This window comes from Allobosea sp. ASV33, assembly GCF_016428755.1.
Taxonomy (GTDB): Bacteria; Pseudomonadota; Alphaproteobacteria; order Rhizobiales; family Beijerinckiaceae; genus Allobosea.
The window spans coordinates 38,122-63,402 of record NZ_JAELTI010000020.1; the positions used below are offsets into that span (position 1 = coordinate 38,122).

At 66.8% G+C, this 25,281-nt stretch carries 19 protein-coding genes; 10 read left to right on the top strand and 9 right to left on the bottom strand.

All coding sequences use genetic code 11. The annotated features are described in order from the left end of the window. Positions 1 to 20 precede the first annotated feature (20 nt). Genes JHD80_RS08905 through JHD80_RS08915 form a run of 3 tightly spaced genes read right to left on the bottom strand, consistent with a single transcriptional unit; the run spans position 21 to position 6,373 of the window. Complete coding sequence (locus JHD80_RS08905; protein ID WP_199086175.1) at positions 21 to 1,688, bottom strand: OPT/YSL family transporter; 1,668 nt, start codon at positions 1,686 to 1,688, stop codon at positions 21 to 23. A 54-nt stretch (positions 1,689 to 1,742) separates the two neighbouring features. Beyond that, on the bottom strand, positions 1,743 to 5,591 hold the full coding sequence (locus JHD80_RS08910) for a hydantoinase B/oxoprolinase family protein (protein ID WP_199086177.1): 3,849 nt from the start codon (positions 5,589 to 5,591) through the stop codon (positions 1,743 to 1,745). After that, complete coding sequence (locus tag JHD80_RS08915; RefSeq protein WP_199086179.1) at positions 5,588 to 6,373, bottom strand: IclR family transcriptional regulator; 786 nt, start codon at positions 6,371 to 6,373, stop codon at positions 5,588 to 5,590. Before JHD80_RS08915 ends, JHD80_RS08910 begins: the two co-directional genes overlap by 4 nt. A 213-nt stretch (positions 6,374 to 6,586) precedes the next feature. On the opposite strand from JHD80_RS08915, the gene JHD80_RS08920 reads away from it, so the two are divergent. Together JHD80_RS08920 and JHD80_RS08925 are read left to right on the top strand one after the other, a co-directional pair. Then, entirely contained in the window at positions 6,587 to 7,555 is a 969-nt protein-coding gene (locus JHD80_RS08920; protein WP_199086181.1) for a hypothetical protein, read from the top strand. 27 nt (positions 7,556 to 7,582) lie between these two features. Next, positions 7,583 to 8,620 (top strand): DmpA family aminopeptidase, encoded by a 1,038-nt coding sequence (locus tag JHD80_RS08925; protein ID WP_199086183.1) that lies wholly within the window; start codon positions 7,583 to 7,585, stop codon positions 8,618 to 8,620. Positions 8,621 to 8,753: 133 nt separating this feature from the next. Here JHD80_RS08925 and JHD80_RS08930 read toward each other — a convergent pair whose 3' ends face one another. After that, a complete protein-coding gene (locus JHD80_RS08930; protein ID WP_199086185.1) occupies positions 8,754 to 10,004 on the bottom strand; it encodes an aminopeptidase in 1,251 nt (416 codons plus the stop codon). A gap of 107 nt (positions 10,005 to 10,111) precedes the next feature. Continuing rightward, positions 10,112 to 11,002 carry a GntR family transcriptional regulator gene (locus JHD80_RS08935; protein ID WP_199086187.1) on the bottom strand — a complete coding sequence of 297 codons (891 nt, stop codon included), beginning with the start codon at positions 11,000 to 11,002 and terminating at the stop codon, positions 10,112 to 10,114. Between the two features lie 82 nt (positions 11,003 to 11,084). On the opposite strand from JHD80_RS08935, the gene JHD80_RS08940 reads away from it, so the two are divergent. The 3 genes from JHD80_RS08940 (at position 11,085) to JHD80_RS08950 (ending at position 15,457) form a co-directional block, all read left to right on the top strand. Then, entirely contained in the window at positions 11,085 to 12,227 is a 1,143-nt protein-coding gene (locus tag JHD80_RS08940; protein ID WP_199086189.1) for a C45 family autoproteolytic acyltransferase/hydolase, read from the top strand. A gap of 44 nt (positions 12,228 to 12,271) precedes the next feature. Next, on the top strand, positions 12,272 to 13,828 hold the full coding sequence (locus JHD80_RS08945; RefSeq protein WP_248311449.1) for an ABC transporter substrate-binding protein: 1,557 nt from the start codon (positions 12,272 to 12,274) through the stop codon (positions 13,826 to 13,828). Between the two features lie 87 nt (positions 13,829 to 13,915). Beyond that, positions 13,916 to 15,457 (top strand): ABC transporter substrate-binding protein, encoded by a 1,542-nt coding sequence (locus JHD80_RS08950; RefSeq protein ID WP_199086191.1) that lies wholly within the window; start codon positions 13,916 to 13,918, stop codon positions 15,455 to 15,457. A gap of 10 nt (positions 15,458 to 15,467) precedes the next feature. Here JHD80_RS08950 and JHD80_RS08955 read toward each other — a convergent pair whose 3' ends face one another. After that, the gene (locus tag JHD80_RS08955) at positions 15,468 to 16,130 is read right to left on the bottom strand and encodes a GntR family transcriptional regulator (RefSeq protein WP_199086192.1); all 663 of its coding nucleotides are present in this window, start codon (positions 16,128 to 16,130) and stop codon (positions 15,468 to 15,470) included. A 107-nt stretch (positions 16,131 to 16,237) separates the two neighbouring features. On the opposite strand from JHD80_RS08955, the gene JHD80_RS08960 reads away from it, so the two are divergent. The 5 genes from JHD80_RS08960 to JHD80_RS08980 all read left to right on the top strand — a co-directional run bounded on the left by JHD80_RS08960 (position 16,238) and on the right by JHD80_RS08980 (position 22,279). Then, a complete protein-coding gene (locus JHD80_RS08960) occupies positions 16,238 to 17,122 on the top strand; it encodes an alpha/beta hydrolase family protein (RefSeq protein WP_349237237.1) in 885 nt (294 codons plus the stop codon). Between the two features lie 26 nt (positions 17,123 to 17,148). Beyond that, positions 17,149 to 18,690, top strand: a complete 1,542-nt coding sequence (locus JHD80_RS08965) for an ABC transporter substrate-binding protein (RefSeq protein ID WP_199086196.1) — start codon at positions 17,149 to 17,151, stop codon at positions 18,688 to 18,690. Between the two features lie 114 nt (positions 18,691 to 18,804). Beyond that, positions 18,805 to 19,749, top strand: coding sequence for an ABC transporter permease (locus JHD80_RS08970; protein WP_199086198.1), 945 nt, complete (start codon positions 18,805 to 18,807; stop codon positions 19,747 to 19,749). 50 nt (positions 19,750 to 19,799) lie between these two features. After that, complete coding sequence (locus tag JHD80_RS08975; protein WP_199086200.1) at positions 19,800 to 20,618, top strand: ABC transporter permease; 819 nt, start codon at positions 19,800 to 19,802, stop codon at positions 20,616 to 20,618. After that, positions 20,615 to 22,279 (top strand): ABC transporter ATP-binding protein, encoded by a 1,665-nt coding sequence (locus JHD80_RS08980; RefSeq protein WP_199086202.1) that lies wholly within the window; start codon positions 20,615 to 20,617, stop codon positions 22,277 to 22,279. The genes JHD80_RS08975 and JHD80_RS08980 overlap by 4 nt, the downstream gene beginning before the upstream one ends. A gap of 214 nt (positions 22,280 to 22,493) precedes the next feature. Here the strand turns inward: JHD80_RS08980 and JHD80_RS08985 are convergent, their stop codons facing one another. The 3 genes from JHD80_RS08985 to JHD80_RS08995 form a co-directional block, all read right to left on the bottom strand. Continuing rightward, complete coding sequence (locus JHD80_RS08985) at positions 22,494 to 23,687, bottom strand: extracellular solute-binding protein (RefSeq protein ID WP_199086204.1); 1,194 nt, start codon at positions 23,685 to 23,687, stop codon at positions 22,494 to 22,496. 31 nt (positions 23,688 to 23,718) lie between these two features. After that, positions 23,719 to 24,753, bottom strand: a complete 1,035-nt coding sequence (locus JHD80_RS08990; protein WP_199086212.1) for an N-acetylglucosamine-6-phosphate deacetylase — start codon at positions 24,751 to 24,753, stop codon at positions 23,719 to 23,721. 2 nt (positions 24,754 to 24,755) lie between these two features. After that, positions 24,756 to 25,281: 6-phosphogluconolactonase (locus tag JHD80_RS08995; RefSeq protein WP_199086215.1), on the bottom strand; the 526-nt coding region annotated here is incomplete at its 5' end.

Genomic DNA, 25,281 nt, shown 5'->3' on the forward strand with positions numbered 1-25,281 from the left:
CGCCCCGAGGCCTGGTTCGCTCAGCGCTTCCAGAAATTCTTCGAGACGGAGTCGAAGAAGGAGAAGATCGCGTCGCCCGCGATGACGCCGGCAGCGAAGACCTCCATGTCGCCCTCGCCGCCCGCCCCGCGCAGCTTCTCCCAGATGATCCGGCAGAGGATGCCGGCCAGCACAGCCCAGCCCGCCATCGGGAAGGCGATCAGCAGGCCGGTGGCGAAGAGCACGCCGATCTGCCGCTTCGGCCCGCCGATGAACTGCAGGATCGCGCCAGGGATCGCCCAGAGGAAGAGCTGCCAGGCGACGCCATCAGCGACGCCTGCCTTGATCGTCGCGGCATAGACCTTGTTCACGGGGGCGACGAGGTTCTGGTCGAAATAGGACTGATAGGAGAACAGCACGACCGCGCCCGCCACGACGAAGGCGAACATCGCCGCGAAGAGCTGCTGCCGGCGGCCATCGCGCTCGAAGGCGGGATCTGCGCCATTGCCGCGCAGCAGATAGCCGGCCTTCAGGTCGTAGCCCATATCGGCGAAGGCAGGCCCGGTCGCGGCCGAGAAGCCGACGAGCAGCGCCAGGGCCGGCATCGGAAAGCCGATCAGCATGCCGATGATCAGCGTGATCAGCGCGACCGCGAAGGCCGGGAACCAGCCGGAATGCATCGCCGCGAGGCCGACGATCAGCTCATGCACATAAGCCGCGAAGGCGGCGTAGAGCACGAACAGGATCAGCATGCCCATCGACATGTCGCTCATCAGCCCGCCGACGATCGCGATGAACACGGCGATCACGAGATAGCCGACCGTCCCGAGCCCGAGCGCACGCTTGACCTCGGCATCCGAGACGCCCGAGGTCGCCTCGCCCTTGGCCTCGCCGCGCCGGAACAGCAGCGCCGCGACCTGAAACAGGGCGACGAGGCCGGCGCCGATCATGAAGCCGTGCGGGATATAGGCGGCCATCAGGTCGCCCTTCGGGATGATGTTGGCGAAAGCCGGGCCGCTGAAGAGCTGGCCGGAATAGCCGCGCAGCAGCAGGCCGATGCCGAACATGAGCAGCGCCCAGATATTGCCGATGAAGGCGACGCCGAAGGCCGACATCGGAATGCCGGTGACGGCGGCCGAGCCGGCAAAGCCGATCCAGGCCAGTGGGATCTTGATGAAGGATGCGACGACGCCCGTGCCGAAGCCGATGCCCATCAGCACAGCCTTGCGGCCGCCCTCGTCGCCGGCCTTGATCGCCTCGGCCGCTGCGACGCCCGGAGGCCAGGCGCCCTGCGCCGGGAAGACGCGGGAATCGAACATCCGGTAGAGCAGATAGGCGTCGAGCAGCATGGCGAAGAAAGCGCCCGCAAGCATCGGCAGGACGAGATCCGGACGTCCGAGCAGCCAGGGAATGCCGACCGGCAGGAGCAGGCTGTTGGCCGCGCCGAACGTGGCCGAGGAGATCGCGCTCTGGGCCAGGTTCTGGACATGGATCGAGCGGTAGCGCGCGAAGATCGCGAGCGGCACGCGCGCCAGCGCCATGGCAGCGAGCGCGCCGATCAGCGAGGTGTTGGCGGTGATGCCGAGCGACACCAGAAGCTGCATGCCGATGATCGCGCCGAAGACGCAGAGCACGGCGATGAGCAGCAGCGTCGCCGGCTCGAACAGGCTGGGGTGCTTCTGAGGCACCCCCTCGGTTGGATTGGTCATGCCTCAGTCCCCTCATTAGCCCCTGTCGGGCGTTTGCGTTGTTCCCTTGCCTTCTCAGGCAACCAGGATGCCGGCCTTGGCTTCGCCGACGTCCTGCGTGGCATGCGCTCCCTGCACGCCGTAATCGCGCTTGGCCGCATCGGAAGAGACGAGCCCGAGCGCGATGTCGCGGGCGATCGCCTCCCGCGAACGCTCGGAGGCCGGGCCGTAGCCGGCGCCGCCGGCGAGCACGAGCTCGACGATCTCCTGCGGCTGACGAACCTGGACGAGCTCGCCGGTGCCGACGTCCTTCAACACATGGCCCTGCTCGTCGATCACCCGGCCCGACGCCCCGCCGCCGGCCTTGCCGCCGAACAGGCCCGGGATCGGGTTGTTGACCCCTTCCGGATAGAGCGAGACCAGCGTCGGCAGGCCGTCATCCGAGAGCTTGCGCAAGCGCACGCGCTGGCCGAGACCGCCGCGATGCTGGCCGGCGCCGCCCGAGTCGGTGAGATAGGTCTTCTCGACCACCAGCACTGGCACCCGCGATTCGAAGGTCTCGATCGAGGTGTTCGCGGCGGACGTCGGGTAGAGCAGGCCGGACTTGCCGTCGCCCTGGGCCGAGCCGCCCTGGCCGCCGCCGCAGAAGAGCATGTCGGAATAGGTGTCGCCGGCCGCATCGCGGCCATAGACGCTCGCCGCCACCGGCAGGCCGGTGAAGGCCTGGACCTGCTTCGGCGCCGCTTCCGACAAGGCGCGGAAGATGTTCGGCGCCAGATACCAGCCGGTGCGGGTACGCAGGTTGACCGCCAGCGGCTTGTCGCAGTTCAGGATCGAGCCCTTCGGGGCCTCGACCGTGAAGGCGCGGTAGCAGCCGGCATTGCCGCGGACATTCGGCGTCAGCATGCATTTCAGCGGATAGGTCGCATGCGCCATCGTGTAGTTGAGCGTGCAGTTGAGCCCGCCCTGCGCGAGCTGCGGCGGCGCCCCGGCGAAGTCGAGATGGATCGTGTCGTCCTTCACCGTCAGCGCCAGCGGGTAATGCATCGGCGTGCCCAGCGGATTGTTCGAGGCGGTGCCGTGATAGACCCCGTCCGGAATGGCGCGAATGGCGTCGCGCATCGCTTTCTCCGAGCGGCTCTGCACGACATGGGCGAGCGCCCTCAGGTCCTGCATGCCGTAATCGGTGAGGAAGGACTGGAGCCGTTCGGCGCCGATGGCATTGGCCGCGACGAAGGAGTGCAGGTCGCCGAGCACCTGCTCGGAGTTGCGCACGTTCTCGCCCAGCAGGCGCACCAGCGTCTCGTTGATCCTTCCGGCCTCGTAGAGCTTCATCGGCGGGATCTGGAAGCCCTCCTCGTAGATCTCGCGGGCCCGCAAGCTGTCCTTGGTGCCGCCGATATCCGAGACATGGCCCACCGTGCCCATCAGGCCGACGACGCGATCGCCGAGGAAGACCGGCGTCACCACCGCGATGTCGAAGAGATGGCCGGCGCAGAGCCAGGGATCGTTGGTGATAAGGACGTCGCCGGGCTTCAGCGTATCGGCCGGATAGCGCTCCAGCAGCGCCTTGACCGCGCGCGGCAGCGTCAGGTTGAACACCGGCATGGCGCGCGGCGAATGCGCCAGCGTCTCGCCTTCGGGGTCGAGCAGTTCGCAGGCGAAGTCCTGCGCTTCCGAGATCACCAGCGAGAAGGCGGTGCGGCAGACCGTCAGCCACATCTCCTCGACGACGTTGATCATCCGGCTCCACATGATCTCAAGCGAGATCGGATCGGCCTCGATCCGGCGCGCGGCCTCGGCCAGCGGCATGTCGGCGGTGATCGTGGTCTCGGCGGCATTGGCCTGTCCGACATGAACCAGCAGGTTCAGGACATCGTCGATGGCGACGCTGTCGCCGGGCGGGACGATCGTGGTCGCTTCGCGCTCCTCGATGATAGCCGGTCCCTTGATGCTGTCGCCGGAGCGCAGCGCGTAACGGTCATAGACGGTGGCCTCGCTCCAGCCGCCCTCGAACCAGGCCTTGCGGGTGCCCTTGATCTTGTTCGCGGCATCGCCGCCGCCGGCCGCGCCTGAGAGCGAGAGCGTCGGCACCGGGCCGGCGCAGCGGACGCGGAAATTGATCGCCTCCAGCCGGGCCCCCTCATAGACCGAGGTATAGCGGGCGGAATAGGCCTTGCTGAACGCCGCGCGGACGGCCTCCAGGCTCGACGCATCGATGGTCCCGGCCGGCAATGGCACGGAGATATCGTGCATCTGGCCGACGAGGCGCATATCGGCCGTGCGTTCCACCGTGACGTCGTCGGACTTCACGCCGGCCTCGGTCAGGTGCTTGCGGCCTTCGACCTCGAGATCGCGGAGCACGGCATTGACGGAGGCCGCATCGAAGCCCTCGGAGAACTCGACCGGCAGCGAACGCACCATGTCGAAGGAGAGCGGTGCGGCGAGGAAGCCGAGCGCGGAGGCCGCGCCAGAGGCCGGCGGGATGATGACCTGCTTGACGCCGAGCACGCGGGCGACATCGACGGCATGCGCCGGGCCGGCACCGCCGAAACCGACCATTGCGTAATGGCGGGGGTCCTTGCCCTTCTCGACGAGATGGACGCGGGCGGCGGCGCCCATGCTCTCGACCACGACCTTGTGGATGCCCCAGGCGGCTTCCTCGATCGAAAGGCCGAGCGGCGCAGCGACGGTCGAGACCGCCTTGCGCGCCGCCTCAAGGTCGAGCGCCATGCGCCCGCCCAGGAAGAAGCCGGGATCGTAATAGCCGAGCACGAGATTGGCGTCGGTGACGGTCGGCTTGGTGCCGCCCATGCCGTAGCAGGCCGGGCCGGGATCGGAGCCGGCCGAATGCGGGCCGACCTTGAGCAGGCCGACCTCGTCGATCGCGGCGATCGAGCCGCCGCCGGCGCCGATCTCGATCATATCGATGACGGGGGCCTTGATCGGCAGGCCGGAGCCCTTGGCAAAGCGGTTGACGCGGCCGGCTTCGAGCATCGGCGCGATCTCGGCGCGGCCATCCTCGATCATGCAGGCCTTGGCGGTGGTGCCGCCCATATCGAAGGAGATCACGTCCTTGTGGCCGGCGAGTTCGCCGAACAGCGCCGTGGCGAGGCCGCCGCCGGCAGGGCCGCTTTCGAGCAGGCGGATCGGGAAGGTGCGCGCCGTCTCGGGCGAGACCAGGCCGCCGGCCGAATGCATCAGCGTCAACGAACCGCGGAAGGAGCGGGCCGCAAGCTCGCGCTCCAGGCGCTGGAGGTAGCGGCGCATCAGCGGCTGGACATAAGCGTTGGCCGCCGTGGTGACGAAGCGCTGGTACTCCCAGATCTCGGCGACGACCTCGCTCGACAGCGAGATGGTCAGCTCCGGGCAGGTCTCGCGGACGATCCGGCCGGCTTCCTGCTCGTGAGCGGGGTTGCGGTAGCTGTTGAGGAAGCAGATCGCGATTGCCTCGCAGCCGGCGGCTTCGAGCTCGCGGGCGGCCTTGCGCACGGCGTCCGCGTCGAGCGCGGTGACGACCTGGCCGTCGCGATCCATGCGCTCGGCCACTTCGAGGCGATGTTCGCGCGAGACCAGCGGATCGGGGAAGGTCAGGAACAGGTCGTAGATGTCGTAGCGCTGCTCCGTCCCCATTTCGAGGATGTCGCGGAAGCCCTTGGTGGTGATCAGGCCAAGTTTCGAGCCCTTGCGCTCGATCACGGCGTTGGTGACCAGCGTCGTGCCATGGACGATGTCACCGACATCGGCCAGCGTGATCCCGGCCATTTCGGTGAGTTCGCCAAGACCGATCAGTGCCGCTTCGGACGGATCATGCGGGGTGGTCAGGCGCTTGTGCAGCCGAACCGAACGCTCCTGCGAATCGTACAGGATGAAGTCGGTGAAGGTGCCGCCGATGTCGAAGCCGATACGCCAACGATTGCTCATGGAGCGGTCTCCGCGATTGCGAGATTGAGGGGGTGGAAGCGCTTGTCCTTGGTGAGGCTCGCGATTTCCGCGGCGCCCTCTCCCAGGGAACGGATGATGGCGAGGCGCTCGGCCGGCTCGACGGTGGCGGCCGGGAAGGACAGGCAGAGCGCGACCTCGTCGCCGGTCGCGGGGTCGCCGACCGCAACCGAGAGCGCGCGCACGCCGCGCACCGCCTCGTCGCGTGATTCGGCGAATCCCTCATCGCGGACACGCGCCAGCCGATCGAGCAGGTCGTCGATATCACGCGGCGCGGTTTCGGACGGCGGGGTGAAGCCCGCGGGATAGAGCGCACGGACCTCGTCGTCCGTCAGGCGGGCGAGCAGCGCGCGGCCGGTGCTGGAGGCGAAGGCGGGAATGCGGTCGCCGATCGAGGTGACCACGCGCAGGGCATGGCGGCCGGGATGGGCCGTCACCGCGACGATCTCGGTGCCGCGCCGGACGCTGACATAGCCGGTATGGCCGATCCGGTCCGAGATGGCCCCAACCACCGCATCGGCGCGGTCGATCAGCGAAGCCGCGAACCGATAGAGATGGCCGACCTGGTTGAGCAGGAGCGAGGGCCGGTAACGCTTGCTCTCGCCGACCGTTTCCAGCAGCCCCTCGTCGCGCATCGCCCGGAGCAGCCGCGAGGCATTGCTCTTCGGCATGCCCAGCAGCGTCACCAGATCCGTCACCGTCACGTCATGGCGCGTGCTCGAAAAGCAGCGCAGCACATCCACGGCCGACGACAGGATCGACATCGCGATTTACCTATAAAGTTCCATTAAATGGAACTTGGGTTGCAATATAAGGAAAAATACGCGAGTTAAGGAAGATGTCAATCCTGTGACGCATTTTGCTTCCCTAAGGTGAGGCTTGCGATCGGGGCCGAGTGCCTCGACGCCGCTCCGGCCAGGCTGTATCCCGGCATCCATGCCGCTTCGGGCCTTTGCCCGCGTCATGGAGTGCCCCGGATGAGCGACAGCCTGCTGTATCTTTCGCGCGACGACGTCCGGGCGCTGGCGATCTCGCCCGACGAGGCGCGCGAGGCCGTACTGCAAGGCTTTCGCGACCATGCCGCCGGCTTGAACCGGAGCATCCCGAAAACGGCGCTGATGCTGGGAGTCGGCCACGGCTTCCAGGCGATGACCGCGGCGTCCTCCGCCCAGCAGATCGCCACGGTGAAATGGGTGGCGATGGCGCCCATCGCGGCAGGCTCGTCCCTGCCGGCCGTCAGCGCGCTGATCTGCGTCAACGACTATGCGACGGGGATGCCGCGCGCGATCCTCGATGGCGACGAGATCACGCTGATCCGCACCGCAGCGATCACCGCCGCCGCAGCCTCACGGCTCGCTCCGCCTCAGCCCCGAACCATCGGCTTCATCGGCTGCGGCTTGCAGGCCCATGCCCATCTCGCCGCCTTCCGTGCGCTCTATCCGGGCCTCACCATGGCGCTGGCCATGAGCCGCAGCCGCGCCTCGGCCGACCGCCTCGCGGAAGCCGCACGCGCGACCGGCCTCGCCGCGCAGGTTTTGGACGATGCGGACACGCTGCTCGCGCAGAGCGATATCGTGATCTCGATGGTCCCGGGTGGCCCCGGGATGAGGCCCTTCCTCGATGCGCGGCGCCTAAAGCCCGTCGCCTTCGCCGCAGCGGTCGATACCGGCCGGAGCTGGTTGCCCGAGACCCTGCCGGCCTTCGACGTCCTCGCCACCGATAGCCTGGAGCAGTCACACGCACCCTATGACGCCGCCGGCAATCCGGTCACGACCGTCAGCTTCGGCCATGACATGACGGAACTTGCGGGCGGTCCGCACCCGACCGCACCGGCAGGCCGCTCCTTCTTCTGCTTCCGCGGCGTCGCGCTGGCCGATCTCGCGCTCGCGCATCTGGTCGTCGAAAAGGCCCGTGCGAATGGGCGTGGCACGACCCTGCCGCGCTGATCCCGAACCGTTTCACCGGACCACGTCATGACCCAGCGCCTCCGCGATTTCGGCCTCATTTGCGGCATCCAGCAGCCCGGCCCGCTCAACGCGATCACCGACGTGCCCGGCGTCAAGCTCGGCCATGTCACCGTGAACGAGGGTGACCTTCGGACCGGCTTCACCGCGCTGCTGCCTCACGACGGCAATCTCTTCCGTCGCAAGGTCCGCGCCGCGGTCGATATCATCAACGGCTTCGGCAAGAGCGCCGGGCTGATGCAGCTCGCCGAGCTCGGCCAGATCGAAACGCCGCTGCTGCTCGGAAACACGCTCGCCGTCGGCACCGGCTTCGATGCTCTGGTGACGCGCGCGCTCGCTGATAATCCCGACATCGGCCGCGAGACAGGCACCGTCAATCCGGTCGTGCTCGAATGCAATGACGGCTATCTCTCCGATATCCGCGCCCGCGCGCTGACTGAAGCCCATGCCTTCGCCGCGCTCGATGCCGCAGCCTCGGGTCCCGTCATGGAAGGCGCGGTCGGCGCCGGCACCGGCATGAGCGCCTTCGGCTTCAAGGGTGGCATCGGCACGGCTTCGCGCCGCTTCACCCTAGACGAGACCGATCACACGCTCGGCGTGCTGGCGCTGGCCAATTTCGGCAATGCCGGCGATCTCGTCCTGCCCGACGGCCGGCGCCCGACGCCACCCGAGGCGAAACCGCAGGCCGAGCGCGGCTCGGTCATCCTGGTCATCGCCACCGACGTGCCGCTGGAATCGCGGCAATTGCATCGCGTCGCGCGGCGTGGCGGAGCGGGCCTCGCCCGGCTCGGCGCCTTCTGGGGCAATGGCAGCGGGGATATCGCCGTCGCCTTCACGACAGCCGACCCGATCCACCATGACCAGCCTGATGATCTCGTGCCGCTGCGCGCCCTCAACGAGAACCGCATCGACACGCTTTTCCGCGCCGCCGCAGAGGCGACGCAGGAAGCCGTGCTCAACGCGCTGGTCGCGGCTCCCGCCACGACCGGGCGGGACGGGCATCACAGCCCGTCGCTGGGGGATTGGCTCAGGGCGAACGCAGGCTGACGGGCAACCACATCGTCATGCTCGCCCTTGTGGCGAGCATCCACGTCTGGGACACGGCTTTCGACCAGCGAAGACGTGGATGGTCGGGACAAGCCCGACCATGACGGAAAGGGCGAGGCTCGGATGTCTGCCCTCAGGCCCACTCGCCCTTGCGGAAGACCGGCACGCGGCGGCCATCCTCATGGACGCCGTCGATGTCGACTTCGCCCGAGCCGATCATCCAGTCGATATGGATCAGGCTCTTGTTGCCGCCCTGCGCCGCGATCTGCTCCGGCGTCAGGTTCGCGCCATCGACGAAGCATTTCGAATAGCACTGCCCGAGGGCGATATGGCAGGACGCGTTTTCGTCGAAGAGCGTGTTGTAGAACAGGATGCCGCTCTTCGAGATCGGCGAGGAATGCGGCACCAGCGCGACTTCGCCGAGCCGGCGCGCGCCCTCGTCGGTGTCGAGCACCTTGTTCAGCACCGCCTCGCCGCGCGAGGCCTTGGCCTCGACGATCCGCCCGCCTTCGAAACGGACCTGGATCTGGTCGATCAGCGAGCCCTGATAGGAGAGCGGCTTGGTGCTCGAGACATGGCCCTCGACCCGGCGCGCATGCGGGGTGGTGAAGACCTCCTCGGTGGGGATATTGGGGTTGCAGACGATGCCGTTCTTGGCCGGCGAGGCACCGCCCTGCCAGTCATGGCCGTCGGCCAGGCCTACGGTCAGATCGGTGCCCGGCCCAGTGAAATGCAGCGAGGCAAAGCGCTGGCCGTTCAACCAGTCGCGCCGCGTCCGCAGCGCCGCGTTATGCGCCGCCCAGGCAGCGACCGGATCGGCCTGATCGATGCGCGAGGCCGAGAAGATCGCCTCCGCCAGCTTGCCGACCGCGACCTCCTCGGCATCATCAGGGAAGACCTGCTTGGCCCAGGCCGCGCTCGGATAGGCCAGGATGTTCCAGTTGATGTCGAAGCCGGCGATCTTCTCCAGCGCCGGCTGATAGGCCAGCGAATTCGCCTTGCTGGCGCGCCCGACCTTGGCCGGGTCCTCGTTCGCCAGCAGCATCGGGTTGTCGCCGACGATGGCGAGACGCGCGGTATTGGCGGAGAAGGCCTCGGCCACGCCCTTGTAGAGCCAGGCCGGCGCCTTGTCGAAGCTCGCATCCGGCGCAAAGCGATAGCGCGCGAGCGTCACCTCCTCGTCCGCCAGCATCGGCGTGACGATCCCGGCACCCGCCTTATAGGCATGCTCGGCGATGCGACGCACCAGCGGCAACGCCGCGACCGGCGCAGTCAGGAACAGGTCCTGTCCCGGCTGGAGATTGAGGCCGACGCGGATGGCGACCTCGGCCAGCTTGTCGAGCTTGGCGGCGTCAATGGCTTGCGGGCGCTGGTGAACAGTCATGATACTCGACCTGTCGGATTCGGGTTGCCGCCATTGCTGGCCCAAATCACGTCCGGGTCAACCGTCTCCATGGCAGGGCGGCCATCCCGCGCCGGGCAAGCCCGCGTTCAGTCGGTCTCTCCCGCCTGCCGCGTCCCCAGCTTGAGCTTGCTGGCTCTGAGCAAATGGCTGCGCATCAGGGCCGACGCGACCTCGTTCTCGCCGGCTTCGAGATGGTCGAGCATGGCGAGGTGCTCTGTGCAGTTCACGCGCACGCGCTCGAAGCCCAGGCCCCAATCGTAGTTCGAGAGGCGCCTGAGCTGGTTCTGACGGCGCACGGCCGAGTGGAAATAGCGATTGCCCGTCGCCGCGGCCAAGCCTTCATGGAACGCGGCATTCATCTCGTAGAAGGCGATGCTGGAAGACTCGCGCCACGGGCTTTGCAGATAGGCGAGATGGCGCGCCCGCATCTCCGCAATCCAGCCGGGTTCGAGGTGGAAGCCGGGTTCGAGCATGCACATCGGCTCGATGACCAGCCGGAAGCGGTAGCTCTCGTCGCGCAGGCGCTTGTCGCGCGGCTCGTGCAGGAAGCGCCAGCCATAGCCGGGCTTGCGCTCGACCATGTCGAGATCGGCAAGGCGGGCGAGCAGCTTCTGCGCCTCGGGCCGGCCGAGCTCGTAGCGCCGCATCACCTCAAGTTCCGAGACCTCGTCGGGCAGCAGGCCGTTCTCGCGTTCATGCGCGAGCTTGACCATCGCGAGCTCGATCGTCTCCGGCGCCCGGGCGCTATCGGTCGCGGCCGGCAGGTGGATGAGCTCGATGCCCTTGTTGAGATGCCGCCGCACCACGCCCTGCTCGGCCAGGTGATCCAGCGCGGCCCGCACGGGCGTGCGCGAGACGCCGAGCCGCTTCGCCGTTGCGTTCTCGTTGAGCCAGGCGCCGGCCGCCAGCGCGTCGTCGCGCACGAGCTGCAGGATGCGTTCGGCAATGTCCTGTTGCAGCCGGGTCGGCGCTGCCATGGGAAGGCCCTTGATTGTTTTAGTTGATGATGAAATACACTAAAGTACGATCTCCTGCCAGCATATCCGAAAGATGCGCGCCATGGTCCAGCCCTGCCCCTTCGTCGACGTCTCCGGCACGCCCTATGAGCGCGGCCGCCAGCATGGCGCCGCCGTGCCGAGCCGTGTGAAGCGCTCGATCGAGCTCTATGGCGGCCAGCTCGGCGATCTCGGCTACGATGCCAAGGCCAAATCCGCCCTGATCGGCGAGTTCGCCAGCGAGATCGAGGCTTTCGGCGCGCATTACATCGAGGAGATGCGCGGCATCGCCGACGGCGCCGGCGTCGCGCTCGAAGACATCATCATGGTCAATGCCCGCACCGAGGTCATCGCCAAGGCGCGGATGATCAAGAACAAGCCGGTCGAGGCGACGGAAGAGCTCGACGACGGCTGCACCGGCGCGATCATCCTGCCCGAGCGCAGCGCCAATGGCGAAGTCATCCACGGCCAGAACTGGGATTGGCGCGCCGAATGCGCGGAAACCGCGATCGTGCTGCGCGTGCGCCGTGCCGACGGCCCGGATTTCCTGACCTTCGTCGAGGCCGGCGGCCTCGCCCGCTGCGGCATGAACGCGGCCGGCGTCTCGATCACCGCCAACTACTTGGAATGCGAGCGCGACTTCACCCAGTCGGGCGTGCCGCTCGCCCTGATCCGCCGCAAGGTTCTGGAGCAGGAGCATCTCGCCTTCGCCATCAAGGCCGTCGCCGCGACGCCCAAGGCCTGCTCAAACAATATGATGCTCTCGACCGTGAAGGGCTTCGGCATCGATTTCGAATGCGCGCCGGACGAGGCGTTCCCGATCTATCCGGAAGACGGCATAATCGTGCATGCCAACCACTGGGTCGGCCAGGTCGCGCTGACCAAGGTCAAGAACACCAGCATCCCGCGCGTGCCGGAGAGCTTCTACCGCGACTGGCGCGTCAGGAAGCTGCTCGACGAGGCCGGCCGCAAGCTGACCGTCGACGATCTCAAGCAGGCGCTCTTCGACGATTTCCTGTCGCCCTATTCGGTCTGCCGTCCGGCCCGCCCCAACGAGCAGGGCAATCTCTCGGCGACGGTCGCGATGGTGATCATGCAGCCGGCGAAGGGGATCATGGAGGTCGCGCCGCTGCCGGCCGAGAACCGCGTCTTCACCCGCTACAGCCTGACCGAGGACCCCGTGCTGCTCGCCGAAGCGGCCGAATAAGCCGATCCCGATCCCGCGTCACAACCGAAGAAAAACAGGGGAACATGATGCGCCTGATCACCAAGACCGCCCTCGCCGCCGCGCTCCTGTGCGGCGGCCTCGTTCAGGCCGCAGGGGCGAGCACGCTCAAGATCCAGCTCCGCGCCGACATCCGCTCGATCAATCCGGGCGTCAATCGCGACGCCAATACCGACGGCGTCGTCATTCAGTTTGTCGAAGGCCTCGTCGCCTATGGCGAGGACGCCTTGCCGAAGCCGTTGCTCGCCGAGAAGATCGACATCTCCCCGGACGGCAAGAGCTACAGCTTCACCCTGCGCCAAGGCGTGAAGTTCCATAACGGCGCCCCGCTGACCGCAGCCGACGTGCTGTGGAACTGGAACCGCTACATGGATCCGAAGACCGACTGGCGCTGCCTCTCGGAATTCGACGGCCGCGGCCAGGTCAAGGTCGAGAAAATCTCCGCGCCTGATGACAAGACCGTCGTCTTCGAGCTGGATAAGCCGAGCGCGCTCTTCCTCTCGGCGCTCGCCCGCACCGATTGCGCGATGACCGGCATCCTCCACAAGGACTCGGTCAAGGCCGACGGCTCCTTCGACAAGCCGATCGGCACCGGCCCGTTCAAGTTCGCGGAATGGAAGCGCGGCGAGTACATCCGGCTGGAGCGCTTCGCCGACTATGCCTCTCTGCCCGGCAAGATCGACGGCCTGACCGGCGCCAAGAAGCCACTGGTCGACGAGGTGCGCTTCCTGATCATCCCCGACAACGCGACGGCCAAGGCCGCCCTGCTGAAGGGCGATATCGACGTCGTCCCGGATATCGCCAATACCGACATTGCCGAGCTCAAGAAGAACGACAAGGTCAAGACCTCCGTCGTCACCAGCATGGGCCTCGTCGGCCTGATCATCCAGACCCGCGACCCGCTGCTGCAGAACCTCAAGCTGCGCCAGGCGATCGCCGCCGCGATCGACTCCAAGGAACTGGTCAACGCCGTCACCGACGGAATCGGCTCGCCCAACAACTCGATCGTGCCGGCGCTCTCGGCCTATTACGGCCCGGTCCAGAAGCAGGGCTGGAAATACGATCCCACCGCCGCCAAGAAGCTCATCGCGGAAGCCGGCTACAAGGGCGAGAAGATCGTGATGCTCGCCAACAAGCGCTATCCCGAAAGCTTCGACGCCGCCGTCGTCGCCCAGCAGATGCTCCAGGCTGTCGGACTCAACGTCGAGATCGAGGTGCTGGAATGGGCGACGCAGCTCGACCGCTACAGCAAGGGCAACTACACGATCCAGGCCTTCCCCTATTCCGGCCGCATGGACCCCGCGCTGTCATACGAGTCGATGACCGGCCCGAAGGACAAGCAGCCGCGCAAGCTCTGGGACAATCCCGAGGTGCAGGCCCTGCTCGACAAGTCCATGGTCGTGAACGACAAGGCCGAGCGCCAGAAGATCTTCGACGAATTGCACCAGCGCTTCATCGCCGATGTCCCGATGGTGATGCTCTACAACGGCATCGTCGGCGGTGCGATGGGCAACAAGACTCAGGGCTATGTCTCGACGCTGAGCTCGCTGCCCCGCGCCTGGGAAGTCAGCCTCGGCCAGTAACGGCCGTCACCTCGCCTTCGCTACCTCCGACAGCACGGCATGCCCCCACAGGGCATGCCCGACCGACACGATAACGAGGGAACGGCAATGATCCGTATTTCGACCGCCACCCTGGCGCTCGCGCTGTTGGGCGGCGCGGCGCAAGCGCAGACCATCAATGTCGCGCTCAATGCCGACATCCGCTCGACCAATCCGGGCGTCAACCGCGACGACAACACCGATGCCGTGGTGCTGCACATGGTCGAGGGCCTCGTCGGCTATCGCGAGAACGGCGCCGTCGCGCCCCTCCTTGCCGAAACCATCGACGTCTCGCAGGACGGGCTGACCTACACCTTCCACCTGCGCAAGGGCGTGAAATTCCACAACGGCGCCGAGATGAGTTCGGCCGACGTGCTGTGGAGCTGGAACCGCTACATGGACGCGAAGACCGACTGGCGCTGCAAGCCGGAATTCGACGGCCGCATCGGCCTCAAGGTCACCGAAGCGACCGCTCCCGACGCCTCGACCTTCATGATGAAGCTGGAAAAGCCGAGCGCGCTCTTCCTGGACACCATGGCCCGCACCGATTGCGCCATGGTCGCGATCCTGCACAAGGACTCGCTGAAGGCCGATGGTAGCTGGGACAAGCCGATCGGCACCGGCCCCTTCCAGCTCGCCGACTGGCGCCGCGGCGAATTCGTCCTGCTCAAGCGCTTCGATGCCTATACCTCCCCGGCCGGCGACAAGCGCGACGGCTATGTCGGCTCGAAGCGCCCGCTGGCGGCCGAGGTCAAGTTCCTCGCCATCGCCGATGGCGCGACGGTGAAGGCCGGCCTGATGTCCGGCGCGCTCGACGTCGCGGATGTCCCCGACGAGGACGTGCCGGAGATGAAGAAGAGCGGGTTGCAGGTGCTCACGGCGCCGAGCGCCACCAAGCACGGCATCCTGCTCCAGAGCCGCGACCCGCTGCTCGGCGATGTTCGCATGCGCCAGGCGATCGTGGCGGCGCTCAATCAGGACGAGATCGTCGGCGCCGTCTCGAACGGCCTGGGCAAGACCAACAACTCGGCGGTCTACATCACCTCACCCTATTATGACGAGGTCCAGAAGAAGCGCTACACGCACGATCCGGCGCGCGTGAAGAAGCTCCTGGCCGAGGCCGGCTACAAGGGCGAGACGATCAGGCTGATCGCCAACAAGCGCTCGACGGTGCCGAGCTATCCGATCGCGATCATGGCGCAGGCCATGCTCCAGGCAGCCGGCATCAAGTCGGAGATCGAGATCCTGGAATGGGCGACCCAGCTCGACCGCTTCTCGAAGGGCAACTACCAGATGATGTCCTTTAGCTATTCCGCCCGCATCGACCCCGCCCAGAGCTACAACCAGTTCTCCGGCCCGAAGGACAAGCTGCCATCCAAGGTCTGGGACAATCGCGAGGCCGATGCGCTGATCGAGAAGGCGACGCTGGTCAGCGACGAGGCCGAGCGCCGGAAGATCTTCGACCAGCTCCATGTCATGATGCTGGCCGATGCGCCGCTGATCTTCCTCTACAATCAGGTCGACACGGCCGTCGTATCGAAGCGCCTGCAGGGCTTCGCGCCCTGGGTCGCCTCGAAGCCACGCCTCTGGGAGGTCGGCATCGCCAAGTGAGGGTGGCCGTTCAGCCCGGCTCGACGGGGACCGGGCCAACGACCCCGCCCTTGATGATATGGGTCGCGATCAGCGCTGCCAGCCGCTCCGCATCGCGCGCCTTCAGGGCCGCCATCATCTCGAAATGCTCGCGGTCGCTCTTCTGGAGCAGTTCATGCGAGCTCCACACCGTGATCTGCGAACCGCGCCCGCGGTCCCGCAGGCCCCAGATCATCTCCTCCAGCACGGCATTGCCGCAGAAGGAGTACATGAATTGATGGAAGGCGCGGTTGATCTCGCTCTGCTCGGTCCGGCTGCCGGTCGTGACCGCGGCGGAGAACTGCGCCGCGAGTGCGTCCAGCCGCGCGATCGCCGCGTCGTCGATGCGTGCGACGACGCCCTCGGCCGTGGCCCGCTCCAGGATGATCCGCGTCGCGAGGATCTCCTCATAGGTCTTCAGGTCGACCTCGGCGACGCGATAGCCCCGGTTCGGCACATGCTCGATCGTCTTGCGCACGGCGAGCTCGTCGAGCGCGCTGCGCACGTCGAAGCGCGTCGCCTCGAAGCGCTCCTCGAGATCGATCTGGCGCAGCCATTCGCCCGGCCGGAACGCGCGCAGGCGGATCGCCTGGGCGATCTCGTTGGCGAGCATGGCGCGCCGCGTGCTGGTGTTCTTGCGTTTCCGCTCGTTCATGAGGGGCTCTCTAGCAGGATTCGCGCAAGCTGGAAGAAGTTGGTTGCGAAGCGGACCATAACATGCGACAAAATTGGCGCCAATAATTTCGCCAGAGGAGAATGCCTGTGAACGCCGTGGCAGAACAGACCGCCAAGCCCGACTCCGAGGCGGCCGCCCGCGCCAAGGCGCTCTACGAATACGGCCCGACCTCGATCTATTCCGCGAAGCACGATCCGCGCTTCCCCTATTGCCTCTATGTCCCGCCGAGCCTCGGCGAGGGCGGCGAGAAGCCGGAGCTGATCGTCGCGATGCACGGCACCGGCCGCGGCTTCACCGGCTATCGCGACGCCTTCTCGGCCTTCGCCCGCTGGAACAACTGCATCATCCTGGCGCCGCTCTTCCCGATCGGCGTGATGGGCGACGGCTATCGCGACGGCTTCAAGTACATGCGCGAGGGCAATCTCCGTTACGACCATATCCTGCTCGCCATCGTCGAGGAGGTCTCCGAGCGCTACGGCATCGCCTTCGACCGTTTCGGCCTGTTCGGCTATTCCGGCGGCGGCCATTTCGCCCATCGTTTCCTGATGCTGCAGCCGCACAAGCTCTGGGGCGTCTCGATCGGCGCGCCGGGCTCGGTCACTCTGCTCGACCCCAGCCGCGACTGGTGGGTCGGCACGCGCAACTTCGCCGAACTCTTCGGCCAGGAACTCGACATCCCCGCGATGCAGCAGGTCGCGGTCCAGATGGTCGTCGGCGCCGCCGATCTCGAGACCTGGGAGATCACCCACAAGCCGGGCGGCCGCAACTGGATGCCGGACGCCAACCATGCCGGCACCAACCGGCCGGAGCGGCTGGCGAGCCTGCGCGACAACTTCGCCGCGCACGGCATCGCCGCCCGCTTCGACCTCGTGCCGAACACGCCGCATGACGGCGTCAAGGTCGTGCCGGTCGTCGAGGATTTCTTCGCCGGCGAACTCCGCCGCATCCGCGCCGCCCGCAAGGCAGCCTGAACGTTCACAAGAACAGGGGAACCACCATGAAGCGCTTCCTTGTCTCCGCCGCAGCGCTGGCCCTCTCGGCTGGCGCCCTGCAGGCCCAGACGCTGACGGCCGTGCTCAACGCCGATATCCGCTCGACCAATCCCGGCGTGAACCGCGACGGCAACACCGATGCCGTCGTGATGCACATGGTCGAGGGCCTCGTCGGCTATGCCGAGGACGGCTCGGTCGGCCCGCTTCTGGCCGAGAAGGTCGAAATCTCGCCCGACGGCAAGACCTACACCTTCCGCCTGCGCAAGGGCGTGAAGTTCCATAACGGCGCGACCATGACCTCGGCCGACGTGCTGTGGAGCTGGAGCCGCTACATGGACCCGAAGACCGACTGGCGCTGCCTGTCCGATTTCGACGGGCGCAACGGCCTCAAGGTCGAGAAGATCGCGGCTCCGGACGGCGACACCGTCGTGATGGATATCAACGAGCCCAACGGCCTCTTCCTCGACTCGCTCGCCCGCGCCGATTGCGGCGGCACCGCCGTGCTCCACAAGGACTCGGTCAAGGCCGATGGCAGCTGGGACAAGCCGATCGGCACCGGCCCGTTCATGCTCGGCGAGTGGAAGCGCGCCCAGTCGGTCCAGCTCCTCGCCTTCGACCAGTATGTCTCGCCCAAGGGCGACAAGCGCGACGGCTATATCGGCTCGAAGCGCCCGCTGGTGAAGGAAGCCCGCTTCATGGTCATCCCCGATGCGGCAACGGTGAAGGCTGGCCTGCTTTCGGGCTCGCTCGACATGGCGCTGATGCCGGAATCGGACGTGCCTGATCTCAAGAACGCGCCGAACCTGACGCTCGCCATCGCGCCGAACCCGGTCCGGCACAGCCTGATCATCCAGACGCGCGATCCCGTCATGAAGAACCAGGCCCTGCGCCAGGCGATCGCCGCCGCGATCGACTTCCCCGAGCTCGTCGGCAATGTCACCAACGGCCTCGGCAAGCCCAACAACTCGCCGGTCTACATGACCTCGAAATATTACGGCGACGTCGAGAAGCAGGGCTTCACATACGACCCCGCCGCGGCCAAGGCCTTGCTGCAGAAGGCCGGCTACAAGGGCGAGAAGATCACGATCCTCGCCAACAAGCGCTCCAGCGTGCCGAGCTTCAACACCGCCGTCATCGCCCAGGCGATGATGCAGGCGGTCGGCATCAATGCCGAGATCGAGGTGCTGGAATGGGCAACGCAGCTGGACCGCTACAACAAGGGCAACTACCAGATGCAGGCCTTCTCCTATTCGAGCCGCTTCGACCCCGCGCTCGGCTACGAGCAGATCGCCGGCCCGAAGGACAAGCAGCCGCGCAAGATCTGGGAGGAGCCGGAGGCGCTCGCCCTGATCCAGAAGTCGATGGTGGTGACGGATGTCGCCGAGCGCCAGAAGATCTTCGACGACCTGAACAAGCGCTTCATCGACCAGGTCCCGACCATCTTCACCCATAACGACCTCGACATCATCGCCCACAACAAGCGCGTGAGCGGCGTGACGCCCTGGGCGTCCCAGTTGCGCCTTTGGGAAGTCAGCGTCTCCAAGTGAGGCGGTTCGCCGGCCCGCCGCATGGCGGGGCCGGCTTCGAGCATTTTCGGACGAAGCGGACTTCGGCCCGCACAGGAAATGCGGAAATGCTCCTGAGGCTTGGGAGGGCCTTTCATGTTTCGCTTTGCGCTGACGCGGATCGTCATGGCATTGCCGACGCTGCTGATCGTGGCGGTATCGGTCTTCGTCCTGATCCGCCTGATCCCCGGCGACCCCGCCCAGTTGATGCTGGGTGACCTCGCGACGCCGGCAAGCCTCGCCGATCTCAGGGCCCGGCTCGGGCTCGACCAGTCGCTGCCGGTTCAGTTCGGCATCTGGATCGGCAATGTCGTGACCGGCGATTTCGGCCAGTCGATCTCCTCGCAGCAGGCGGTGCTGCCGCTGATCCTGTCGCGCTTCTGGGTCTCCGCGCAGATCGTGCTCGTCGCCGTGCTGCTGGCGAGCTGCGTCGCGGTGCCGGCCGGCGTCATCGCCGCCTGGAAGCAGGATTCGGCGCTCGATCTCGGCCTCGTCGCGACCGCGACGCTCCTGCTCTCGATCCCGACCTTCTGGCTCGGTTTGCTGCTCCTGCTGTTCTTCGGGCTCAAGCTCGAATGGCTGCCGGTGGTCGGCTATGTCTCGATCGCCGAGAACCCCTGGGCCGGCATCCTCTACCTCATCATGCCGATCCTGACGCTGTTCCTGCACGAGATCGGCGTGATCTTGCGCATGGCCCGCGCCTCGACGCTGGAGGTGCTGCGCCTCGACTACATCACCCATGCCCGCGCCAAGGGCCTCTCGGAACGCGCCGTGCTCTGGCGCCATGCCTTCAAGAACGCCTTCGGCCCGACCTGGACGCTGATCGGCCTCGTGCTCGGCAACCTGCTCGGCGGCATCGCGGTGGTCGAGACCGTCTTCACCATCCCCGGGCTCGGACGCCTGCTGGTCGACGCGATCTTCGCCCGCGACTATCCGGTGATCCAGGGCTGCATGCTCTTCGTCGCCTTCACCTACGTCCTGGTGAACCTCGTCATCGACCTCTGCTACCCGGTCTTCGATCCAAGGGTGACGGCGCAATGAGCAGCGACAGCACAACGACGGGCAGCGGCACCGTCAGGAAGCCCAGCCGCATGAAGCTTCCCGCCCCCAATGCGATCGTCGGCGGCACGCTGATCGGCATCCTGCTCGCGACGGCCTGCACCGGCGCGCTCTGGACGCCCTATGATCCGCTCAAGCTCTCCTTCCGCGAGAAGCTGGCGGCGCCGAGCGCGCTGCACTGGCTCGGCACCGACGAGTTCGGCCGCGACGTGCTCTCGCGCCTGATGGCGGGTGCGGCGACCTCGGTCTGGATCTCGATCCTCACCGTGACGCTCGCCGTCATCGCGGGCACCACGATCGGCCTGTTCTCCGGCTATATGCGCGGCTGGACCGACCGCATCATCATGGCCTTCAACGATGCGCTGCTCGCCTTCCCCGGCATCCTGCTGGCGCTCGGCCTGCTCGCGGTGGTCGGCGCCAACAAATACGGCATCATCGTAGCGCTCGGCATCGCCTATACGCCGTCCGTCGCCCGCGTCGTGCGCGGCACGGTGCTGTCGTTGCGCGAGCGCGAGTTCATCGCGGCCTCCCGCGTGATGGGCAACTCCGAGGGCTTCACCATGGCCCGCCACATCCTGCCGAACTGCATCGCACCGCTGACCGTGCTGGCGACCTCGATGTTCGGCTATGTCCTGCTGGCCGAGAGCGCGCTCTCCTTCCTAGGCCTGGGCGTGCCGCCGCCGGCCCCCACCTGGGGCAACATGCTCGCCGGTTCCAGGCCCTATATCGGCCAGGCCGTCTGGCTCGGCATCTTCCCGGGCCTGTGCATCTCGCTGACCCTGCTCGGCATCAACCTGCTCGGCGACGCCGTGCGCGACAGGCTCGACCCGCGGATGAGGGGCTCGCGATGACCACCAAAGCCGCTCCCCTGCTCGACGTCGCCAATCTTACGCTCAGGATCGGCGGCTCCGGCCGCACGGTGGTCAACGACGTCTCCTTCCAGGTCTTCCCCGGCGAGATCGTCGGCATCGTCGGCGAATCCGGCTCGGGGAAAACGCTCGCGGCCCGTGCCGTGATGGGCTTCATCCCGCCGGCGGTCCGGCTCGAGGGCGGTACGATCCGCTTCGACGGCCAGGACGTGATGGCGATGAGCCCGAAGGACCTGCGCACCATGCGCGGCTCCAAGGTCGGCATGGTCTTCCAGGAGCCGATGACCTCGCTCAATCCCTCGATGCTGATCGGGCGCCAGCTCGATGAGGGCTTGGCGCTGCACCGCAAGCTCGACGCAAGCCAGCGCCGCGCGCTGATCCTCGACATGCTCAGGAGCGTCGGCCTGCGCGACCCCGAGGGCGCGCTCACCGCCTATCCGCACCAGTTCTCCGGCGGCATGCGCCAGCGCATCATGCTGGCCTCGGTGATGCTGCTGAAGCCCGCCCTGCTGCTGGCGGACGAGCCGACCACCGCGCTCGACGCCGTCGTCCAGCGCGACGTGATGGAGCTGATGGTCGAGCTGACGAAGGCCAACGACACCGCCGTGCTGCTGATCTCGCATGATCTCGGCATGGTCGCGCGCTATTGCAGCCGCATCGTCGTGATGTGCCAGGGCGACGTGGTCGAGCAGGGCTTGAGCGAGGACATCCTCGCCCGGCCGCAGCACCCCTATACCCGCAAGCTGCTCTCGGCGATGCCGCATCGCCTGCCGGCCCGCCTCCTGCCGGAGGCGAAGACGCCGATCGTCGCGGTCAGCGACCTCGTCGTCGAATATCCCGGTCGCCAGGGCTTCTTCCGCAAGGGGGAGGCCAAGCGCGCGCTGCACGGCATCAGCATCGACGTTAAGCCCGGCGAGGTCGTCGCGGTGGTCGGCGGCTCGGGCTCGGGCAAGACCACGCTCGGCCAGTCGATCGCCGGGCTCGTGAAGCCGACCAGTGGCGAGATCCGCTTCAATGGCAAGCCGATCCAGAAGAGCGACGCGGCCTATTGGGACTATCGGCTGAACTGCCAGATGGTCTTCCAGGACCCGTACTCCTCGCTCGATCCGCGCATGACGATCCGGCAGCTCGTGGCCGAACCGCTGCGCCTCGTCCCCGACATGACCCCGGCCGACCGCAAGGCCCGCGTCGCCGAGGTGCTGGCCGAGGTCGGCCTGGGCGACGGCTTCGCCGAGCGCTATCCGCACGAACTCTCGGGCGGCCAGCGCCAGCGTATCGCGATCGCGCGTGCGATCGTGCGCCGTCCCAGCTTCGTCATCGCCGACGAGCCGGTCTCGGCGCTGGACGTCACCGTGCGCGCGCAGGTGCTGGAGCTCTTCGACGAATTGCAGAAGAAGCACGGCTTCTCCTGCCTGTTCATCAGCCACGATCTCGGCGTGGTCGAGCAGGTCGCAGACCGCGTCATCGTCATGCAGGACGGCAAGATCGTCGAGCAAGGTCCCCGAGACGACATCTTCGACAATCCGCAGCACCCCTACACCCAGAAGCTCCTCGCCGCCGTCCCGGGATTGGAATCCACCCCGGAAGGCGGCGTCAGGCTCTTCTGGAGACGGACCGAAAACGACGCTTCGATCGTCGGTTGAGGCTGCCGAGCCCGTACGGCGCCACGACGTCGTCCCGGACAAGCCGCGACGCGGCGCCGATCCGGGATGACGGCGCGTTTCCGCATACGATCATCGCGAACTGAACCCGAAACAGATCGGCCCGGAACCCATCCCCGGTGACGACACCGCATGAGGGTTTCCGGGCCTTTCTCTCGCTCCGCGGCGGCGCGGAGCGAAGGAAGCGAGGCGCAGATCAGCGCTTGCGCTTGGCGCCGACCAGCTCGTCCCATTTGCGGAAGGCGACGACCATCTTGTCGGGCTTCAGCGGCAGTTCGATCGGGTTCTTGGCGATGAGGTCGGCATATTCCGGCCGGCCGAATTCCGCGATGACGTCCTGGCTGCGCTGCGGCGCCAGCGAGAGCGGCACGTTCTTCACCGCCGGCCCCGGATAGAGATAGCCCTCGTCATAGGAATAGGCCTGCATCTTCGGCGTCAGCACATGCGCCATGATGTCGAGCACGACGGCGAGGCGATCGTTCGGGATGCCCTTCGGCACGCACATGAAGAAGGCGTCCGAGACCCAGTGGAAGCCCTTCAGCGTCTGGATCTTGGCTTCCTTCGGCACGATGCCGAGCGCGCGCGGATTGATGTCCCAGCCCGTGGTCGAGATGATGATGTCGCGCGAGCCGTCGCCGAACTCCTTCATCGTCGCGCCGGTGCCGGCCGGATAGTACTCGATGTACTCGCCGATCTCCTGCAGATAAGCCCAGGTCTTGTCCCAGCCATTGACCGGGTCCTGCGGGTCCTTGTCGCCGAGGATATAGGGCAGGCCCATCATGAAGGTGCGGCCCGGCCCCGAATTGGTCGGGCGCGCATACATGAACTTGTTGGGATTGGCCTTGGCCCAGGCCAGCAGCTCTTCCGCCGTGGTCGGCACCTGCTTGACGCGCGCCGGCATGTATTCCAGCAGCGGGCCTGAAGGATAGTAGTTCACCACCGCGCCGAAGCCGGCGCCCTGGACCTTGTGCAGGTTCAGCGCCGCCGGCTCGTAATTCTCCTCGATCTTCGGGAATTTCTCGGCGAAATCCGGGAAGATCTTGAGCCAGAGATTCTGCTCGAGGCCCGCCGCCAGGCCATCCGAGCCGGTCAGGACGAGGTCGAGATCGGAGCGGCCGGCATCCTGCTGCGCCTTGATCTTGCTCGCCAGCTCCGGTGCCGGCGCCTTCACATAGGTGATGCGCGAGACGAGCTTGGGATTGTTGGTGCGATAGTCGTCGAAGGCCTGCTGCATCAGGGCGAGCGCCCCGCCGACATCGATGATGTTGATACCGACAGGCGCGGACGGCAGCGCCGGCACGGCGGCCAGCGCGTTGCCTCCGCCGAGTGTCAGCGCGCCGAGCCCGCCCAGGACGGTGCGGCGATCCATGCCTTTCGAAAATTCACTCATGCTTCTCCCCTTTTCGTTGGTTGATAGGTCTTCAGGCAGCCGCACCGGCGGCGTAATCGCGGCTTTCGTCGCCGACGCGCACGCTGCGGATATGGAGATTCGGCGACCACTCGATCGCACTCTCCGGCAGGACGATACCGGCCCGCGCCAGCGCATCGGCGATGCAGGCCAGCGCATGGGTCGAGGCCATCGCGACCGCCTCTTCTGGCGTCGCGATACCCCAGGTGACGACATTGCGGACGGCGTCGTCGAGCTTCAACGCCGAACCCGCGAGCGAGACGCCACCGGGCTGGCGCACCGAGCCGTCGGCGGCCAGATCGACCGGCATCCCGGCGAAGCTGTAGCGGCCGGGCATGGCGCCGGCTGCGACCACCGCATCGGTGACCAGGATCGAGCGCTCGAAACCCTTGGCCCGGATCAGGCTCTTCAGCGCCTTCGGATGGATATGGATGCCGTCGGCGATGAAGCCGGCCATCAGCCTGTCCTCGCCGAGCTGCGCGAAAAGCGGATTGACCAGCTTGTGCATCTGCTGCGGCAGGCCGTTGCCGAGATGGGTCGAGAGCGTCGCTCCGGCATCGGCAGCCGCCTCGACGATCGCGAAATCGGCAGCGGAATGGCCGATGGCGACGACCTTGCCCATTCCAGCCAACTGGCCGGCTAGCGCGATGCCGCCTTCAACCTCCGGCGCCAGCGTCACCATCAGGATCGGCCGCGACAAAAGCTTGTCGAGGCGCGCAACGAGTTCGGCACTCGCCGCAATCATCGCCTCCGGCGGATGGCAGCCGGCATAGCCCGCGGACGGGTTCAGGAACGGTCCTTCGAGATGATAGCCCGGGCACATCGATGGCCCGAGCCGGCTGCCGCTCACGGCGGCGTCCAGAGCCCGAAACCGCTCTTCCAGCTCATGCGGATGGGCGGTGATAATCGTCGGCAGGCAGGTCGTCACGCCCGTCGCCAGCATCGCCTCCAGCGCCCGGTCGAGCTCGGCCGCCGTGATCGTGCCGGCGTTGAAATCGACCCCGGCAAAGCCGTTCACCTGCAGATCGACGAGGCCGGGCGTGCGCATTCTCAGCCCTTCCGGCTCAGCAGCGAGGCGGCCGGCGGATCGATGAACAGCACGGTCCGCTTATGCGTCTGCAGGATCGAGGCGGGCGCCAGATTGCTGACGGGGTCTTCGAGCGCCGCCTTCGTCGCGGCCGCCTTGCGCGTGTCGGAGACCGAGAGGACGATCAATTCGCTCTTGAGGATCTGGCGGATGCTCATCGAGATCGCCTGCTGCGGCACGTCCGCGAAGCTCGGGAACCAACCCTCGCCGAATTGCTGCTGCCTGCAGGCATCGTCGAGATTGACGACGAGATAGGGCTCTTCCGTGTCGAAATCGGCCGGCGGGTCGTTGAAGGCGAGATGGCAGTTCTCGCCGATCCCGGCAAAGCAGACCGCGATGCGCTTGCCGGCGATCTGCTGGCTGAGCTGCTTCACCACTGCCGCGGGATCACCCTCGCCATCGACGGGAATGAAGGCCGGTGCATTCTTGAGCGGCGCCATGAAGCGCTCGCGCAGATAACGCCGGAAGCTCGCCGGGTGGCTCTCGGGC